This is a genomic window from Agarivorans sp. D1326, from assembly GCF_056958115.1.
The window spans coordinates 417604-436399 of sequence record NZ_JBTWEN010000003.1 but is presented as its reverse complement, the minus strand read 5'-3'; the positions used below and the strand labels follow the sequence as shown (position 1 = coordinate 436399).

19 protein-coding genes are annotated in these 18796 nt (G+C 44.1%); 12 read left to right on the top strand and 7 right to left on the bottom strand.

Translation table 11 applies throughout. The features are described 5' to 3' along the window. Positions 1–9: 9 nt before the first annotated feature. Positions 10–1026 (bottom strand): DUF2860 family protein, encoded by a 1017-nt coding sequence (locus ACYFDN_RS08535; RefSeq protein ID WP_483510756.1) that lies wholly within the window; start codon positions 1024–1026, stop codon positions 10–12. A gap of 252 nt (positions 1027–1278) precedes the next feature. On the opposite strand from ACYFDN_RS08535, the gene ACYFDN_RS08530 reads away from it, so the two are divergent. From ACYFDN_RS08530 to ACYFDN_RS08505, 6 genes are all read left to right on the top strand, one after another. Continuing rightward, positions 1279–2028 (top strand): response regulator, encoded by a 750-nt coding sequence (locus ACYFDN_RS08530; RefSeq protein ID WP_016400979.1) that lies wholly within the window; start codon positions 1279–1281, stop codon positions 2026–2028. 14 nt (positions 2029–2042) lie between these two features. Further along, positions 2043–3347 carry a sensor histidine kinase gene (locus ACYFDN_RS08525; protein WP_483510755.1) on the top strand — a complete coding sequence of 435 codons (1305 nt, stop codon included), beginning with the start codon at positions 2043–2045 and terminating at the stop codon, positions 3345–3347. A 330-nt stretch (positions 3348–3677) separates the two neighbouring features. After that, positions 3678–3989 (top strand): hypothetical protein, encoded by a 312-nt coding sequence (locus ACYFDN_RS08520; RefSeq protein WP_483510754.1) that lies wholly within the window; start codon positions 3678–3680, stop codon positions 3987–3989. Positions 3990–4080: 91 nt separating this feature from the next. Continuing rightward, the gene (locus ACYFDN_RS08515) at positions 4081–5556 is read left to right on the top strand and encodes a hypothetical protein (RefSeq protein ID WP_483510753.1); all 1476 of its coding nucleotides are present in this window, start codon (positions 4081–4083) and stop codon (positions 5554–5556) included. 231 nt (positions 5557–5787) lie between these two features. After that, positions 5788–6411, top strand: a complete 624-nt coding sequence (locus ACYFDN_RS08510) for a 3'-5' exonuclease (protein WP_483510752.1) — start codon at positions 5788–5790, stop codon at positions 6409–6411. Positions 6412–6526: 115 nt separating this feature from the next. After that, positions 6527–6808, top strand: a complete 282-nt coding sequence (locus ACYFDN_RS08505) for an RNA recognition motif domain-containing protein (RefSeq protein ID WP_483510751.1) — start codon at positions 6527–6529, stop codon at positions 6806–6808. Between the two features lie 26 nt (positions 6809–6834). Here ACYFDN_RS08505 and ACYFDN_RS08500 read toward each other — a convergent pair whose 3' ends face one another. From ACYFDN_RS08500 to ACYFDN_RS08490, 3 genes are read right to left on the bottom strand one after another with little or no spacing between them, the layout of a single operon-like run. Beyond that, a complete protein-coding gene (locus ACYFDN_RS08500) occupies positions 6835–7128 on the bottom strand; it encodes a hypothetical protein (protein ID WP_483510750.1) in 294 nt (97 codons plus the stop codon). Between the two features lie 31 nt (positions 7129–7159). Continuing rightward, a complete protein-coding gene (locus tag ACYFDN_RS08495) occupies positions 7160–10273 on the bottom strand; it encodes an efflux RND transporter permease subunit (RefSeq protein WP_483510749.1) in 3114 nt (1037 codons plus the stop codon). Then, on the bottom strand, positions 10273–11304 hold the full coding sequence (locus ACYFDN_RS08490; protein ID WP_483510748.1) for an efflux RND transporter periplasmic adaptor subunit: 1032 nt from the start codon (positions 11302–11304) through the stop codon (positions 10273–10275). The genes ACYFDN_RS08495 and ACYFDN_RS08490 overlap by 1 nt, the downstream gene beginning before the upstream one ends. A gap of 397 nt (positions 11305–11701) precedes the next feature. On the opposite strand from ACYFDN_RS08490, the gene gltS reads away from it, so the two are divergent. The 6 genes from gltS (at position 11702) to ACYFDN_RS08460 (ending at position 15227) form a co-directional block, all read left to right on the top strand. Then, on the top strand, positions 11702–12931 hold the full coding sequence (gltS, locus tag ACYFDN_RS08485) for a sodium/glutamate symporter (protein WP_016400972.1): 1230 nt from the start codon (positions 11702–11704) through the stop codon (positions 12929–12931). Between the two features lie 182 nt (positions 12932–13113). Then, positions 13114–13428, top strand: a complete 315-nt coding sequence (locus ACYFDN_RS08480; RefSeq protein WP_016400971.1) for a hypothetical protein — start codon at positions 13114–13116, stop codon at positions 13426–13428. A gap of 85 nt (positions 13429–13513) precedes the next feature. Then, a complete protein-coding gene (locus ACYFDN_RS08475; protein WP_483510747.1) occupies positions 13514–13945 on the top strand; it encodes a DUF3429 domain-containing protein in 432 nt (143 codons plus the stop codon). A 12-nt stretch (positions 13946–13957) separates the two neighbouring features. Then, positions 13958–14359: a thiol-disulfide oxidoreductase DCC family protein gene (locus tag ACYFDN_RS08470; protein ID WP_338621954.1), complete on the top strand. Its 402-nt coding sequence runs from the start codon at positions 13958–13960 to the stop codon at positions 14357–14359. 20 nt (positions 14360–14379) lie between these two features. Beyond that, positions 14380–14634: a DUF3081 family protein gene (locus tag ACYFDN_RS08465; protein WP_338621955.1), complete on the top strand. Its 255-nt coding sequence runs from the start codon at positions 14380–14382 to the stop codon at positions 14632–14634. A 101-nt stretch (positions 14635–14735) separates the two neighbouring features. Then, complete coding sequence (locus ACYFDN_RS08460) at positions 14736–15227, top strand: Mpo1 family 2-hydroxy fatty acid dioxygenase (protein ID WP_483510746.1); 492 nt, start codon at positions 14736–14738, stop codon at positions 15225–15227. A 74-nt stretch (positions 15228–15301) separates the two neighbouring features. On the opposite strand, the gene ACYFDN_RS08455 is transcribed toward ACYFDN_RS08460, so the two are convergent. From ACYFDN_RS08455 to ACYFDN_RS08445, 3 genes are all read right to left on the bottom strand, one after another. After that, positions 15302–16876, bottom strand: a complete 1575-nt coding sequence (locus ACYFDN_RS08455) for a polysaccharide lyase family 7 protein (RefSeq protein WP_483510745.1) — start codon at positions 16874–16876, stop codon at positions 15302–15304. A gap of 585 nt (positions 16877–17461) precedes the next feature. Then, positions 17462–17641, bottom strand: coding sequence for a hypothetical protein (locus tag ACYFDN_RS08450; RefSeq protein ID WP_016400965.1), 180 nt, complete (start codon positions 17639–17641; stop codon positions 17462–17464). A 70-nt stretch (positions 17642–17711) separates the two neighbouring features. After that, the gene (locus tag ACYFDN_RS08445; protein ID WP_483510744.1) at positions 17712–18617 is read right to left on the bottom strand and encodes a hypothetical protein; all 906 of its coding nucleotides are present in this window, start codon (positions 18615–18617) and stop codon (positions 17712–17714) included. Positions 18618–18796 lie beyond the last annotated feature (179 nt).

Here is an 18796-nt window from a genome sequence, read left to right as displayed (position 1 = left end):
TGCTAGTTGTTAAAACTCGTAAGCGACACCCATTAACAAACCTAACGATTTGCTTTGATAGAACTCAATGTTGCTATCGCCTTTATCGTAAGATGCCATCAGGTATACCGAGGTATTCTCAAAATCAAAAGGTTGGGCATATCCATAAATGGCGTTTATACCAAAATCGTCATCATCCTGAGTTTGGTTAAATATCGGATTACGGCCTTTGTAATCACGCTTAGCATAATTAATGTAAAGGCTGGTGAAATGGCGCTCGGCAAAGCTGTAGGTGGTTTCTAAGCCAAAGGCATAAGCATCAAACGCCATTGCATCACCATCGGTATCAGCCTTGGTATAAGTAAGCTGAGGTGTCACGGTAAATCCATCTTCATCGTAAGCCAATATCTCGGCAGAGACTCGGTGATACTTGCCGTCACGCTGCATTAACTTTTGTTCGTTAGCATCTAAACCAAAGGCTTGACCACTACGCTCGTTTTCTATATCTGCCGTCGCAAAGCCGTAACGCAAGGTTAGTGGCGTATCAAATAAATAACGCCAAGCTACCCTAAAACCACTGCTATCAGCATCGGTTTTTTGCCGCGCACTGCCGGTTAAATATGGATCTTGCCAGGTCTCACTAAAACCTGGCAGCTTAGGGAAATACGCCAGTTCTAACTGTGAATACTCACCCACCATTTGGGTAATGCCCAGTTCAACTTGGTCTTGGCCACGCACAATGTTTTCTTCTTGTTGACCTAAGAAAATCTGAGTTTTCTTGTTAGCGAAGGTGTAGTTTAGCTCCGCTAAAACAGCTGGGCTTACACCGCTACTTTTATTACCTGAGTTATTAAGATCCTGAGTCACTGCGTTATCGTCATCAGTATCAAACTGAGATTGTTGCTGGCCTACCATGCCGCCCAACAATAACTCAAAACCAAACCCAGCCTCATCGTCTACATAACCAGTAGCATTGGCAGCACCAACAGATGCAAACGTAGCTAGTACGCTACTTGTTAATAGACGCTTAGTGTGAAATTTTTTCATCCTGTTCCCTATCCCTTTAATAGACTTTCAAGCATGCGTTTGCATGCCGAGCAACCACTTGTTGAGCACATTGTAAAATGCGACAAATTCTCACTCAGTCAGTCTTATGTCAGGGATAGTCACAGTTTTCCGATATTCCAAACTAGATATTGAGAATTAGTTTACATTTAAATGATATTTGTCGTAGTTTTGTAAGTGGTAATTGCATCGGCCTAAGGGCTCTCTAAAATGAGCCAGCTGAGGGAGTTGTCTATGCAGGGAAACAAGTTGAGCCAAGAACACAAAAAAATCGTATTAATTGAAGATGATTCACGCCAACAACAGTTGGTGGCTACGTTCTTGCGCAGCGAAGGCTTTGAGGTTATTTCTTCAGAGCGTGGCGATCAAGCGCCAGAGCTAATTGCCAAACATTCTCCAGATGCAGTGCTGCTAGATTTAATGCTACCAGGCATGGACGGCATTCAAGTATGCCAAGTGGTTCGAGACTTTTATTCTGGGCCGATCTTAATGGTTACCGCCCAAGGCGACGATGTAACCGAAGTGTCTGCACTAAATTTGGGTGTTGATGACTTCTTAAGTAAACCATTGCGTCCACATGTTTTGCTCGCTAGGCTTCGTTCTGCACTGCGCCGCAGTGAGCGCGCCAGTGCCATCGATGCTTTACAGCTAAGCAATAGCGAACCGGTTCGCCACCCCAACCGAATTATCTGCCAAGAACTGATTGCCGACAAAACTCAGCGCCGTATTTGGCTAGGAGAGCAACTGCTAGAGCTTACCGACGCCGAGTTTGACCTACTCTACTTTCTTATGGACAACGCAGGCCACGTATTGCCGCGCGATGTACTATTTAGAGAAATGCGTGGCATTGATTACGACGGCCTCGACCGCTCGCTAGACATGCGAGTATCAACGATACGTAAAAAGCTAAACGACAATACGCCACCTTATCGCTACATTAAGTCGGTGCGTGGTAAAGGCTATTTATTTGTAAAAGCAGCATAGCGAGCTAACCCCGCTTGATTACTTTATTTCTAAAGCTGTTTCTGTCTTCGGTGTTATCAATTATTGCCGCCACCTTTATTTACGGCGTGATTATTGAAGAAAAAGTGCAGCACATTGAGCGCGAACAAATACGCCAAATTGTGCTGCCTATTTACTACCTGCTAGACCGAGATCTGCTGCAAGCAGAGAACCCAGATGTAGACAAAGTACTCACTCGCTACCAAGAAGAATTCCCTTTCTTTATCCGCATTTTTCCAATTACCGAACTAGACGCAGAAGCCCGCTTAAAGCTAATGCGTAACGGCGAATACATATCGGTTAAAAGCAACTTTTTAGATGACGACGACATTGTTCTTTATTACCAATGGCCCGACCAACAGGTTCTCGAATTAGATTTAGACGAAGAGTTTGTGGATTACGGTGACTGGCTATTTTGGTACATGGTAGCGCTAATGGGTGGCTGTTTAGCCGCTACCGTAATGTGGTTTTCTTTCTCAATTACTCGCCATACGTATCGCCTAGCTAAAGTGACCAAAGCCTTAGGTGACGGAGATTTCGACGTGAGCGCCAACGAAAAAGCGCCTTCGCCGATTAATCACATGGCACGCAGCTTAAATAGCATGGCCGCTAAACTTAAGTCGCTGATTCAAGAGCAAGACTCAATGACCATGGCGGCGTCTCACGAACTAAAAACCCCGATTAACAATCTGCGTTTTGCCTTAGATATGACTCGCTCAATTACCGACATGAAAACCATGCACGAGCATATTCAAGAAATGGATGAAGACTTAGATAGCTTGGAAGACCTGACTCACGAGTTAATTAGTTTTTCTCAGTTAACCAAAGCGCGTGAAATAAACCCGCAATCAATTAACCCCTACCCTTTGCTTTACAACATGTGTGAGCGCCTCTCTAAGCTCAGCCCCAAATTAAAGATCCAAATTGAATGTCCGGTGGGTTTGAGTTTAATGGCCGATGAAAAGCTAGTGCGTCGCGCCTTAAACAACTTGATCGTAAATGCTCAAAAGTATGCCGAAAAGCTCATTCTTATCCGTGCTTATGTGGTCAACAAATCGGTAATTTTTGAAGTACATGACGATGGTAGCGGTGTACCAGAGAAATACCGCGAATCAATTTTCCTGCCCTTTGCTCGGGTAGATGATAGCCGCAGCCGCCAGAGCGGTGGTCATGGCTTAGGTTTATCTATTGTCGAGCGAATTGTCACCAACCACTGCGGTAAAGCCAGTGTAAGCGATAGCCATTTAGGCGGCGCTTTATTTACCATTGAACTATCACTATTTACCATGAAAAATTCCTAGTCGTATAAAGGTCTATTTTTGTAAGCTTTTTATGGCAACTACAACCCTCTCACGGCAACCCAGCGAAATAACAGCTCTCATTTACGAGCAAATACATTAAATACCTGAAGCTTTCTACCGCAGAAACCAATCATTTACTTTTAATTTACATTTTATTAACTTTTTTGTCGCATTTACAAACTACTCAACTAAGGTTAACAGACCATATTGAGATTTATGACAATAAAAAGTAGACGATCTTTAACTCCACTCGAAGAGCTGTAGGATTTGTTGCAAGCGTCACCACCAAGTCCATAAATTAACTAGTGATGCTATTACTGGAAAAACACAATGAAGACAGCGATACATCCATTCATAGAAAAAGCATCAGAAAGCATCAATCAGCCTAGGGTTCAAGAAATGTTAGAAGAGCTATCAGCTTATGGCCTAGGTATATGTGTTCCTCACTCTCACGATAACACTGGGAAGTTCATTCCTCTTGAAGAAGGCATTACATCATTTGAAGAAGACCTAACAATTTCATTTCATACAGCCAAAACTGCTCCAAAAGGCAACCATTTAGCTGTGGGGTGGCGTTGGAATATCAAAACAAAGTCACCAGAAATCACCAACAAATGTACAAAATACGGACATTGTGATTGACACGCATGTATCAATTTACCACTAGCCATGCTGTGCACAGGTGCTTACAGAGCAAGCTGTTGACTTTAAATGAAGAAAGAAGGACAAAGAAATGCCACAATCCATACCTTACGACTCATCCCTAACATTAGGTAACTTAATACCTGAAGATAAACTTAAAATTTTGGAGGAAATATCTGATCTACAAAGGCCCATTGACGAACTAGAAGAGGCGATGAACTCAAGTATAGAAGTACGCAGAAGCCTAGATTTAACAATTTCTGAAATGGTTAATCTGGGTATAGACACATCTAAACTCGATTCAGCCCATGAAGTGGCTAACAACGCGATTCAAGAAAATGCGAAAAAATATGCTGAGGCTCGAGCGAGCAATTTAGCAACAATAGCCAAAAAGAAAAGTTCATTAGGAGGAATATCTTCCAACATAGAAAGTCCTATTGATTACAACAAGACTCAGATAAAAAAGATGCCGCTATCGTCAGATTCATTGAGAATGAACGCACAGTACTTCTCTTTTGAACAAACCAAACAAAACTCCGACGCTACTGTTACACAAGCTAAGGGCTTTGTTTCTGGCATGACTAAGTTTTTGGGCACAACCCGTTCAGCCGAACTTACTACGGCTGTCGGAAACCAAATGACATCTCAAAAAGAAACAAATGATATTGAAGGCACGCTAATAATTACAGTAACTTGTACGCATAAAGATGCAGCACTATTAGCCCCATTCGTCTTAGATGTTGATAAAGCAATACGAGTTTGGAATGAGTTATACAAAGACAAGCTAATAAAAATTGACGACGTGAAAAGCTTTCAAGAAATAGCTGTTGAAGAAGGCACCACGGATGAGAAAAAAATGCACTTGTTGTCCGGAGTAACCTACGGTTCAAGTTTTGTTGGTATGGTTCATGTTTTGAAATCAACTAGCTCCGAATCAGCTCAGAAAATAACTTCTGCTGCAGCGTCACTTCAAGCACAAATGGAAACGGGAAACTGGTTCGCTAGTGCCTCAGGAGGGTTTGGAGTTGATTCATCTTTTTCTAATGACGTTAAAAGCTTATTAAGTTCACAGTCACTATCTTCAACCGTGAGCATTCTTACGATGGGTTCTATTCCAGTTATTAAGTCTAACGAGGTTCAATTAGGCGTCCAAAAATTTGCTGATTTTGACCCGGCTAAAATGATGGATAAACTGACAGTAGCAGCTAATGCGACAAAAAGTGATCAAGCTTCCGTAGCAGAAAGAGCACAATCAGCTAGAACTGGAGGACAAATGCTAGCTATTCGCAACGCCGAAATCAACTCAGTGGTTACAGGACTAGCTCCGATTGATTCAAGAAAAAATAAGCTACTCGATACAGATACTTTAATGACTGCATTCGAAGACTACGTTAACAAAGCTCTAGCAGGGAACTTAGGTGTACCAATAAATTTCTACGTAAAATCAATAACCCGAGCGCAACTTGCTCAAATGTGGGTAGCTAAGTACTACCCAAATCAGTATTTGATGATACAAGGTGACGATTCCCCCCAAAAAATAGATCCGGACAAAGAAAACGAAGAGTAGAGTGCAAAAAAGTAATTAGCGTCAGCGAAAAATTGCTGGCGCTTATTTCAAAAGGAGTGAACAAAGTTCATATTACGACAAAAAAGAAGCAATTAGTTTTTAGTCAATTAAACCTAACTTCAAGTAGCCGAAGACCACAAAGAATAATTGGGATTCCCCCCTTAACCATTGCCTTTTCGCTGAGCGGCGTTACCATTGTGGGCTCAAATTAATGACTAGAAGCTCGCACCATTGACCGCTCAAGCCCCTGCTAACACCGTTGTTGTTCTCGATTTTGAAACCACAGGTTTATCGCCAACTCAAGGCGACAGAGCCATAGAGATTGGTGCCGTATTACTAGAAGATGGCCAAGCTACAGCGCGCTTTCAAGAGTTGATGAACCCAGGCTTTCGCATCTCTTCTTTTATCGAAGACTACACGGGTATTACTAATGCCATGCTACAAGAGGCGGCGCCTTGCGATGAGGTAATGGAGCGCTTTTATCAATTTGTTGGCCAGCACAATATGGTGGCGCATAACGCATCCTTCGATCAGCGTTTTTTAGAAGCCGAGTTTGACCAAATAGGCCGACGACTTAACGGCGACTTTGCTTGCTCGATGTTATTGTCACGCCGGCTATTTCAAGACGCACCGAACCATAAACTCGGCAGCTTAGTCGCTTACAACAACATCGACAATGATGGCGTTTTTCACCGTGCCTTAGCCGATTCTGAAATGACAGCCAAGCTTTGGCTGTGTTTACTCGAGCAATTAGAGCAACACTATTCGTTAATAAATCCAAGCTTTGCGCTAATGCAGCAAATTAGTCGTAAGAGCAAAGCAAATGTCGCGAGCTTTTTACACAAAATTGCGTAACAATATGTGAGATAAAACAAACCATGAATTTGCGCCAAGCTTGGGCTATTGCAACACGCGAGGTTCCCGCCGCCATATTCACTCGCACACATTCACCCGCAATTATAGGTGTTCCATGAAAATACTTGTCCGTAACCTCGCTCGCAGCATTACAGAAGCCGACTTACTCGCTTTATTCGAAAGCCATGGCGCTGTAGAAAGCTGCGATTTGGTATTGGATAATGAGACAGGCAAATCTAAAGGTTTTGGCTTTGTCAGCATGCTTGACGAAACAGAAGCCAATGCAGCTATTGCCGCGCTAAATTCAACTAAGCAAGCAGGTAATAAAATACGGGTTAAGTTTGCCGAAGAAAAAGGCCCATCTGAGCAACAAGCTGTTTGGCCTGAGTCTGAATAAACTTCAGCCATTAGCGAGTAAGCCCGTTACTCGCTAATAAACCTAATTTGCCGTAGCGGTTTTACTATCACTATCCCTTTGTTAGCTAACGCAGCCACCACTTGCTGAGTAAGCTCCTGTTGTTCACCACTTTCATTCGCCTCACTTAACAAAGATTGGCTTGCATAGGCGCAGCTCACCAGCAGGCTGTCGGGAAAGCGCTGAAAGTTAACACTGTGGCTAATCCACGCAAAGCCTACACAGCGTTGCTTGGCGTCCTCACATACCTCGGTTAAAGCAGCTACGATATCCTTATCGCGTTTTTTGTCCATCTTTCGCATTAGTTTGCTTACTCGTTTAAATGATTTGCCACTAGTTGTCATTACTTGTTAGTAAACTTGGCGCTTTAAGCTGTTGATTAAGTTGATCGGCGCGGGCTTCTGGCGAACCACTTAAACCACCGAGTAAATGATACAAACACGGTACCACAAATAGCGTGACTAAAGTGGCCAGCAACATGCCGCTAAATATCACTATACCAATAGCAAAGCGTGTTTCGGCGCCCGCTCCCGTTGCTAGTAACATTGGCACCGCACCCAACAAGGTGGTCATGGCAGTCATAATAATCGGGCGTAGGCGATTGGTGGCAGCTTTAATAATGGCTTCTTTAACCGCTAAACCTTGGTCACGCAACTGATTAGCAAACTCTACAATCAAAATACCATTCTTGGTTGCCATGCCAATTAACATCAACAAGCCAAGTTGGCTGTAGATGTTAAAACTCTCTCCGGTAATCAATAAGCCCAACAAACCTCCCAGCAAGCCTAAGGGCACCGTAAGCATTACAATAGCTGGGCTAATAAAGCTCTCAAATTGAGCGGCTAACACCAAGTAACAGACCAGCAAGGCCAAAGCGAATAACAACCAGATCTCGCGTTGGTTATCGTAAAATTCTTTTGATTCCCCCGCGTAATCAACTGTATAACCACTGGGTAAAATCTCGCTAGACGCTTGATTTAAAAAGCTCAGAGCTTCGCCTAAACTTACGTTGTCACTTAAGTTGGCTTTTAAGTTAATCGACTTTTTACGCTGGTAATGGAACAAGCCGCGAGCCGAAGCAACATCTTGCGCTTCTACCAAGGTATCTAAAGACACCAAAGCGCCAGTATCACTGCGCAAATACACTTTGCTTAAATCACTGGGAGATTGAAATTGGTTCTCATCGGCTTTTAAGTATACGTCGTACTCTTCACCAAACTCTTCAAAACGGGTTTGAGCACGTCCTCCTAGCAGCACCTCTAAAGTGCTGGCAATGTCATTAACGCTAATGCCGAGCTCTCTGGCTGCTAGTCGATTAACATGCAGTAAAATCTCTGGCGTTGTAGGATTGTAGTCCAGCTGCACACCATGCATTAGGCCACTGTCTTTGGCTTGCTGCTCTAACTCTAAGGCGTATTGATAGAGCTGGGTGTAGTCGTCACCTTGCAATACAAACTGCACAGGCTCGCCCATTCGCCCACCAAAACTAGGTTGGTAAGGATACACTTTAACATCGGCGACATCATGGGCCGCATCGCGGATCATCTCTACCACTTCGGCAGCATCTTGGCTGCGCTCACTCCAATCTTTTAAGCGAACAATAAAAAAGCCTTGGTGATCTGCCCAACTGCCAAAAGCTGGCGCCGAATAGTTAAGGGTTTCGATTGGCCCTTCGTCACTCATCATCGGCAATAGCCGTTGCTCAATCTCAGCCATGCTTTTAACCATTCGCTGGTAGCTCGTTGCTTCTACACCGCCAACATAGACGTTAACAACACCTCGGTCTTCCTTTGGTGCAAAGGCAGGTTGTTGCTGTTGATAGGCCCACACCAATAAACCCATACATAAAGCCACAACGGCAAGTGCAGAAAATTTAAAGTTTATAATTCGAGTCAACAGCTTGGCATAAGCCTGCTGCAGAGCGCTCATGGCGCGCCCCACCGAGCGGCTCATCCAGGTGGCTTGATTGGGATTTTTTTCAAACAACTTACCTGCCATCACTGGCGCTAAGGTTAGAGCGATTAAAGAGGAGAAGATCACCGCTGCTGATAGCAATACAGCAAATTCGGTAAACAGGTCACCGATTTTTCCTTGCATAAATACCAAAGGCAAAAACACCATCACCAGTACAACGGTGGTAGCAATTACTGCAAAGTTGAGCTCTTTAGCTCCTCGAAATGCGGCAACTAATGGCGGCTCGCCAGCGGCGCGGTGGCGAATAATATTCTCTACCACCACAATCGCGTCATCCACCACTAAACCAATGGCCAAGATTAAAGCCATTAGCGTCACTAAATTGATGCTATAGCCAAATAAATAAGCCACTGAAAACGCTGCGACTAGTGATACCGGAACGGTTACAGCTGGAATGATGGTTGCGCTTAATCGCCCCAAAAACAGGTACAACACCGCCACCACCAGCAGCGCACAAATTAGCAAGGTGGAATACACTTCACTAATGGCCTGGCGAATAAATACAGTGCTGTCGTAATCAACCGTAAGCTCTGCACCTGTGGGTAAAAAGCGTTGCAATTCGGCCAACTCTTTTTTTACCGTATCTGCTACTTCTAGCGGGTTAGCCTTAGACATTGCCACAATGCCCAAGCCCATGCTGTCCACGCCGTTACTTTTAAAAGTAGTGGTATCTTTTTTAGCGCCAACGTAAATATGCGCGATGTCTGACAAAGTAACGTGGTCACCGTCAAAGTTGGCAATTTGTAGCTTGGCAAAATCATCTGCCTGCTGGTACATGCGCTCCATACGCACCACAATATTTAAACTGTCGTTACGCACATAACCCGCGGGCAATTGTAAGTTTTCACGGTTTAAGGCATCAATCACATCGTTGGTGGTTAAGCCGCGTCCAGCCATTGCGGTGGGGTCTAACTCCACATACATCACCCGTTCAACCAAGCCAGAGGTATTTACCGCACTCACGCCGGGCAATAAGCTAAGGCGCTCAATTAAGATCCGCTGGGCAAAATCGCTAAGCTCTACTCGGTCTTGCAGAGTAGCGGTAAGATTAAGCCACATAAACGGGGCTTCTTCGCTGTCGTTTTTGCGCACCACGGGTTCATCAACATCATCGGGCAAGCGATTACGCGCTCGGCTCACCGCATCGCGCACATCGCTCACCGCGGCCAACATATCGGAGCCTTGCTTGAAGGTAATGGTAATGCCTGACCAGCCATCCCACGACGATGACCAAATATAATCAATGCCATCAATACCGCTTAGCTCGTCTTCAATCGGCTTGGTGATTTGTGATTCAACAATGGAAGAGGCACTACCGCGATAAGGCGTACCAATAGACACCACTGGGCTTTCAATGTCGGGCATTTCTCGCACCGCCAGCTGGCTATAACCTACAACCCCAAACAGCATCAGTAGCAAACTTAGTACTATCGCCGCTACCGGACGATACATCGACAGATCAGATATTTTCATTAGTTGAGTACTTCAACCTCGATGCCATCATGCAGCTTCACCAGCCCTTTATTCACGACCTGTTCACCAGCATTTAAGCCACTAAGCACTTCTACTAAGTTGTCGCCGCGCTGGCCTAACTCCAACTCAACTTTTTCTGCAACTTGTTGATTAACTCGGTAAGCAAAACGGCGATCGCCGTTATAAGCAATCGCCTGTAGGGGAATTAACACCCGCTCGCTAGCACTTAAATCTAATTCGCCAGTGACCAAAGTGCCTGGAGCAATGCCTGCTTGTTGATTGTCGATAGACAATTGAATGTACACATTTAAGCTTTCGCCGCGCACTCGGCTGTCAATACTAGTCACTGAGGCACTAAATATACGTGAGCTTAAACCCGCTTGGTGCAGCTTAGCCTGCTGCCCAACCTTAATTCGGCCTAAATGGCGCGCGGCAACGGGAACGTTAAGGCGTAAAGTAGTGGCATCATCTAAGGTGGTGAGCACGGTATCAGAGTCAACTAACTGCCCAGGGCTTAAATCAACAAGGCCGAGTTTGCCACTAAATGGCGCGCGAATAGCCCTGTCTTGCAACGCTGCTTCAGCTAACGCGAGCTCGGCTTGCTGCATAGCAACTTGAGACTCGTAACGGTCAACTTCAGCTTGGGTGGTAGCCCCTTTAGGTAATAATTGCAGCAGATTTTGATGCTGACGAAGAATATCATCAAGCCGTGCTTGCTCGCGCTGTAACACAGCACGTTGGTGGCGGTCGTCTAATTGAACCAACAATTGACCAGCACGCACTGCTTGGCTAGAGCTAACAGCAATCGTGTCTATGCGACCATCCACCTCTGCTTTCACATTTACCGAATGAGCAGAGAATACATTGCCTAATAAATGCACTTGTTCGCGGAGCTTGCCTTGCTCTACCGTTACCACTTCTACGGTAACGGGTTTACTTGATGTTTGCTCTGTTTGAGCCGCGTCGTCACTGTAATACATCCATGTAACAACAGTAAGAAGCGCCACCACAACTAAAATGATGCGTCGCATTACTCTTTACCTTTTCAAACTGAGAGAAGACTCTAGCGCAAGCAAAGGTTGCGGGTCTATCTTTAGTTGATTACAAACTGCATAAATGCGAATTAAACAGCATCATGCACTACAAAAGATAACAATAAACGAATTTTAATTAAAAAAAGTCAGGTAAAAGCAAATTATTTGTTTAGACAAGCAAGCTTGTTTCTTTTGCTACAAGCCACGCCAAAGCTCACTCTACGCTAAATTAAATAGCTAGTTTAGATTTACTCAACAACAATCCCTCTCTACACTGGATGCGAAATGTTTGCGAAAAAATGCAACTTTTCCAACACTTATACACCTAAGTAGGACGGATCCTGCTCGGCATATTGTACGTGTGCTTAAATAATTAATTGCTATAGGAAGTTATATGGGTATTGAGTTTGACAATGGAGTTCTACTATTTGACTCCTTTTTTACCGCCACCATTGGTATTTTGGTGCTATTTATCGGTAGACGAATAAATGCAGCGGTAGGTTTTCTTCGCGAGTTTAGTATTCCCGAACCCGTTACCGGCGGTATTCTGTTCTCGGTAATGATTGGTTTAATCTACGCCCTCACTTCTGTTGAAATTGAATTTACCCTAGTGGCCCGCGACATTTTGCTAGTGTACTTTTTCACCACTATTGGTATTAACTCAAGCCTTAAAGATTTGCTCAAAGGCGGCATGCCACTGGTTATTCTCTTAGGTATTACAATCGGTTACATGATCCTGCAAAACTTAACTGGTATTACTGTAGCCAAAATATTTGGTTTAGAGTCTGCCGTAGGTATGCTCGGTGGTAGTGTGTCGCTGATTGGTGGTCACGGCACTGCTATTGCTTGGGCCCCTAGGATTGCTGAAGATTTTGGCATTAGTAACGCCATGGAAATTGGTATTGCCAGTGCGACTTTTGGCCTAATACTAGCCAGTTTAATGGGTGGTCCAATTGCCCAGTTCTTAGTTAATCGACACAACTTAAAGCCCAAAAAAGAAGAGCCTTTGGATGTAGGTGTAGCTGAAGAAAACAAGAACAACAGCATTACCGGTTTTGATTTCTTAGATGCGATTCTAGCCATTCATGTATGTATTATTCTTGGCTTCTTGTTAAACGAAGCCATTGCGCAAGCGGGCCTGCAACTACCGCTGTTTGTTACCTGTTTGTTTGCCGGTATTGTAATGACCAACTTGGTACCTCAGTCGCTTCCGCGCTTAACCGGTACCCAGTGGCCTTCTCGCAAACCAGCGGTTGCTTTAATTGCCGACATATCCCTAGGCACCTTTTTAGCCATGTCATTAATGAGCATGCAGCTATGGACCTTAATTGATTTAGCCGGTCCAATTTTAGCGATTCTTGCAGCACAGTTTTTGATTGCTATCTTGGTGAATATTTTTGTGGTGTTCCCGGCCATGGGCAAATCTTATGATGCAGCGGTAATATGTTCAGGCTTTGGAGGTATTTCTTTAGGTTCTACCCCCACTGCAATGGCTAACATGTCGGCGGTTTCACAACGCTACGGTAACTCTCATCTGGCCTTCATCATTGTGCCGTTGGTCTGTGCATTCTTTATCGATTTAGTGAACGCCCTGCTAATTCCATTCTTCCTAGCTAATTTCTAGCGTCATTGAGGGTAAGGTTATTAAGCCTTACCCTCAAAATTTTTAAGCTTTTGTTTCTTATATCTATTTACAGCAAAATCAGCACACCTTCCTAGGCTTACTCGTCTCACCTGCCCATTGTTCTGCTATAACTTTAATGTTTAATTGTTCAAAATTCACCCAAACCTAAGGAGGCGCTTCCTATGACAATGATTAGCGCTAAACAGTTTTCAAGCTGGCTACGAGATCGCTTTGGCGAAGACAAAAAAGGGGTGTGTTTATCACGAGAAGACATCAATCACCTTACTGGTCGGCAAAGCTTTTCGTTAAGCTTTGTACACGATATTCATTACGAACTGATGCCCCACGGTATGGCTTTTGTTACCGACACCAATCGAGAAACATTCTACCTAGTGCCAATAAGCCAACGAAACTGGCGTGAACACCTAGAAAAACAATACGAAAAGGACTTGTTCTGCAACGTATTGCCATTAGATAAATCTGCCAGTAACAACTAGGGGCTGTTTATCTTTAGAGCCTAGTTAAGCGATCTAATTGCCACCTTAATGCGTTTTACTAATAAGCGTTCGATGAGGTGGAAGTTTGAAAAGTTTACAACGAAACTACAAGTTACTCGGGTATGCTGGCTTAAGTGTTTTTATCGCTTTGGCATTGGCGGTAGTATTTGGAGTAACAAATACGGGCCCATCGCCTACCCAATTATTTTTGTATTACAGCGTCAGCATTTTGTGTTTTTTGTCCGGTAGCCTATGGGCGCAAACCGTTTCGGGAAATGCATTTGGTGCAGCTCAGCTATTTATAAGCAATGCCCTTACCTTGCTAGGTTTTGTTTGCTTGGCCATTAACTCTCCAACTTTTGCACTCGCAATATTAGCCTGTGCTTTTAGCTACCTTTACTACTGTGAATGGCACAGTGCTAATCCCAGCCGATTAGGTAAAAGCTACCAATCTATGCGCTTTAAACTCACCACAGTAGTGGTACTTTGCCACCTTGTGGTTCTTAGTCATCAGTAATCTGGAGCCTATATGCAATTACGAATTTTTTATGATGCCCAATGCCCACTTTGCGCAGAGGAAATGCGTCAACTTAAGTTTTTTGACCATCGCCAACTGATTGAGCTGCAAGATATTAATCAGGCAGATTTCGCCAGCAAATATCCACATATTGATCGCAGCGAAGCCAGCGACATACTGCATGCGGAAACAGAAGAAGGCACCTTGCTGCTAGGCTTAGACGTTACCGCGCAAGCGTGGGGCTTGGTCAATCAGAAACCTTGGATACAACTGTTACGCACGCCCTTATTGCGCAAAGTATCCGACAAAGCCTATTTGGTTTTTGCCAAAAACCGCTTCAAAATATCTAAGCTGTTAACCGGTAAAGAGCGCTGTGATGAACAAAGCTGCGGCGTGGGCAAACAGTTTGATTGACCAACAAGGGCAGCCTTAAGATGCAACGACTAATCGATGTCAACTTAGTACTTCGGGTCTATGAAAAGATTTGTCGCTTAGGAAAAAAGCAGCAAGAGCACTACTTGTATGAAGGGCTAAGTGCCAGTTCAGACTGGGACGGTTATACCATTGTTGTTGCCAACTCCCAGCTTGAGCTAAGCGTGTTTTTTCATAACAAGTATCAGTTCTCTAGTCACGACGACAAAGCGATTGAACGCTTTATCAAGCAGCTCAAATTTATTGACGAACAGTGAATGCTGCGAGATCTAGCTCGCAAACTAGCGCTCCAAGGCTACTGGTCAGAGCTCCAACTGCTAAAGTAACAGTTTTTTAACAAGTGAGCAGGAAGCTTATTGTGTCGAAGCCAGTCAAGCAATGGTTTAAGGAATATGCGCGTAGCCATCAACATCCTACAAACAAGGCCATCCACTGGTTTATGGTGCCGGCCATCTACTTTAGCATTGTGGGCTTGTTGTGGTCAGTTCCCCTACCGGGAACGAACTCTGCGAACAGTAATGCGCTATGTTGGCTCAATCTAGCCAGCTTGCTAGCCATACCGGTTCACGTCTTTTACTTCCGCTTATCTAAACCCCTTTGCTTAGCCATGGCGCTGTTTACTGTAAGCTGCTTTTTAGTTTGTGATTTGATTACTCAATTTAGCCCAATTGCCATATGGCAGGTGAGCCTAATAATCTTTGTTGTCGCTTGGATTGGCCAATTTATCGGCCACAAAATAGAAGGCGCTAAACCTTCATTCTTTGAAGATATTCAGTACCTACTAATAGGTCCGCTGTGGTTGATGGGTTTTGTATTCGATTATCTAGGTTTAGATTACCAACAAAAATAAGCCGCAAATTTAGCAAACCAAAAAAATACCCCGCTTTAGAGCGGGGTATTTTTAAACAAGGTGACAACTAAAGCTTATTTCTCAGTGTAACTATCGTGAGTTGCTTTTAGCTTATAGAAAGTTGCTTGAGAGTAATCATCTAAATCGCCAGAGATGTTTTGGTTGTAAACACCGGCTTTAAAGTACATGTACTTACCACCAACATCGTAGCCACTGTCGCTCATGTCAACTACCTGAACAGCGTCTTCTTTGCCTTCTCGAGAAACGGTAACCGTCATGGTATTGCCAACAACTTCGATACGGTAGCTAAATATTTCGCCTAGCGCGATACCATCTTCACCAACCTCAGCCGTTAAATCACCTACTAGCGGATAGAAATCCTCTTTGGTGGCGTCTTGGCTTTCGTGTGCAAAGTAAACAGCACCGGTTGCTTGGTTTGGCAGCTTACGGTAGTACAAACGAATTGGCTCATCGTTTTGGTCGTGGATTTGACCAATAATAAAGCGACCTACTTCGTTAGCTGCACCAGTAGTGGTGGCGTGGTCAATTTTAAGGGTAGCTTCTAGAACGCCATCAATACCGCCGGCAGCTTTTAAGTCTGCTTCTGGAGCGCTTGAGAATACCCAGTTGTTTTTGTTCACACCTTTAGTTTTGTGCGACATGTTACCGCGACGTAGCATTTCACGAAGCTCGGTACGCGCATACTTGGTGTTTTTAGAGGTACGAACCCCTTTCACGTATGACTTGAATACTAAACCACCATCGTCTGCTGTATAGAAGATCTCAGGGTGCTGATAACCATTTGCAAGGTTCCATTCAGACACGTCATCTGGGCGTTCATTTTTATCGTGGTCGAAAGGCTGCGATAAGTACCAGTAAGACAGGTCAAAGTTTTCGCTTGGCGCGTTACCTGGTAGTGGCGTTTCAGGTAAAGCCGGAGTTGGAGGAAGCTCAGAACGCAAACACGTTACTGTGGTTTCACAAGGGTATACGGCTGGCGCACCAAAATCACCTGAACGAAGGTCTTTACGCGCTGCTTTACGTGCTTTCTCTGCCGCTTTCATTTCTGCAATCATTGAAGCTTCAGCTGCAACTACTGCACTAGTAATGATGTGGCTTGATGGACAAGCGTTAATGCTACAGTTAACGGCTGCGAGTTCAGTTACACTGTTCCAACCATTTTTGGTGTTGCCGTGTCCTACGTATCGTACGTAGCGGGCATTTACTGCAGGCTCAAACTGAAAACGCTCTAAACCAAGGGCTCTACCAGAGCTCTCTTGAGCTTCTAAAACAGTGGTCCAGCTTTCACCGTCAACACTCATTTGGATATCAAATTTAGACTGACGCTCGTTACCTTTACTAAAGGCAGCTTGTACAGCATCAAACTCTTGAACTGAGCCGTAGTCTAGCATTGCCCATTCGCTATCACCGGCGGCAGACCAACGCGTTGTAATGTCTTGGTCGAATAAACGATCAGGGCCGTTACCATCATGGCTACTTGCAGTAATGGCTACTGGCGTTAATAGAGCTTCACCTGTTTCTTTGTTATTCGTAAACTTTTCAACAGAATCAGGAGTAGAAGTTGATGTACAGCCTACGGCTAAAAAAACAGAAGTTGCTAACAAGCTTTTAAGATAGATATGTTTCATGTATCCATTCACCTAATGTTGTATAAATCAACTATATAGTTTTTTATATAATCGACTCAGTGCTGTGTGTTGACGTGGAAATAACAGCTATCTCCGTTTCCACATTATCTGAAACCCTATACGAGAGCGTTTTCAAATCTAATGAACCATAAAGATAATATAATTTAATAATACAAATATATATGAATGTTGATAAATGCGATTAAGATCTAATCCTGCAGTCCGCAATAGTGATCTATGTTCAAAAAAATAGCACATATTTACCCGTTTCCTAGGCGATTCAAGTTGTCATTTTGGATAGGCCACAGCCTTTGCGCTTGTAAGGGTCTGTTCTACTTCAGCGGTTTATAGTCGGCGATTTCACCAAAAATGATGCGCCCTATTTTACATGAGCCAAGCACTGTGATGATTGTAGTAGTGATGCCAGCACTTCAATTTACCCGCTGCCTAACAAAGAGGAGGTCTACGGTTTTTGGAAGTTCGATATTTACAGGGTAGTCTACTAGGGAGAAAAGGCTTTATGTATGACAACTTAAGCGTTGAAGACGCAGATAAAAAATAAGCCGCAAATGCGGCTTAGTCTATTTACACTTTTATATTTATGTTTTCGCCTAGTCCAGCTCTAGTCGCAGGTGCGGCTTCTGGTACGTCAGCTGCGGCCACTAATTCTTGCACCGCTTTACCATCTTGCTCTTGCTGACTTTTCGCCAGCTTGGCTGAAATCACTTCCATTGATTGCGAAGTGCTTGCTCCACTGATTTCCATTCTACCTCCTATTCCTGGACATCAAGCCTATAGCGGCAATACTGAGCTTTTCTTTAGTAAAATTTGCTATTTAATTATCACAAGCTTCTGTTGTGAGTTGGTGCTCGCCTTTATCTTCACCTTCGGCAATGACAAAATCGCTAACAAACTGATAGCACTGCACCCCACCCTGCATCGCCAAAGCTTTAATGGTAATCACTCCACTGTTGCCAGACTTGCGATTACTCCATTGCTCCTTAGCACCTTGTTTTGGCTGCTTCATCAGCTTCTTCATGGCTTGTTCGTATTCATCTCGATCTTCATCAGTAATGCTGTCGGTGCTCTTAAGGCCTAAACGCTCTGTAGTACTGTCGCCAATCCTGCCAATTAGATTAAACGGTGAGGTTAGTATTCCACCGACAAACCCTGTCACTAACCCTTTGCTGGCTTCTTTACCTGCATCTTCGGCTTTGCTCACTAAGTCATCGGCACTGGCAATCATTTCAGGGATTTCAATCCTTAATGCCTCGCTCTCTGCCAAAATAAGCGGCACTTGTGGCACCACTTTAGCAATCTCTTTATTGGTTCCACGCACCGTAGTGTTGGTTTCATCCACTCGCTTGAGGATCGCTGGTAGTTCTTCGCGCCAGGCTTCTGTTTGTTCTAATACCGGTTCAATGGCTTGGCTAATTGCGGCAACTTCATCAATGATTAAAGGCAGTTGAGCGTTAATGTCATCAACTCGGCTTAATACCTCGGGGATCAACTCTTGGTAACCTTCACTCTGCTCTATAATTTGCGGTATGAAAGTTTGTAGCTCTGCTATTTGCGCCACTATTGGGTCAACCCGCTGAGCAGTACTATCCACCTGCTCTAACATACTCGGCAATTGGATCCGCACTTGGCGAAGTTCTAAGGTAAAAAATACAATCGCTGCGGCTAGTGCAAACAACCCCAAGGCAGTGAGTATTCGAACAAAGCGTAAAAAACCTTCCATTTAAGCCATTTTCCCGTTGATTCTTCTCGCATAACCATAACCTATCTCTAGAGCCGAGTCTGCGTAAACTGCGGCAAAACCNTCTAGAGCCGAGTCTGCGTAAACTGCGGCAAAACCACTAATACCAATCACACTAAGTAAGTGATCAGAAATAACGCAAGAAACATACTCGAGAATAA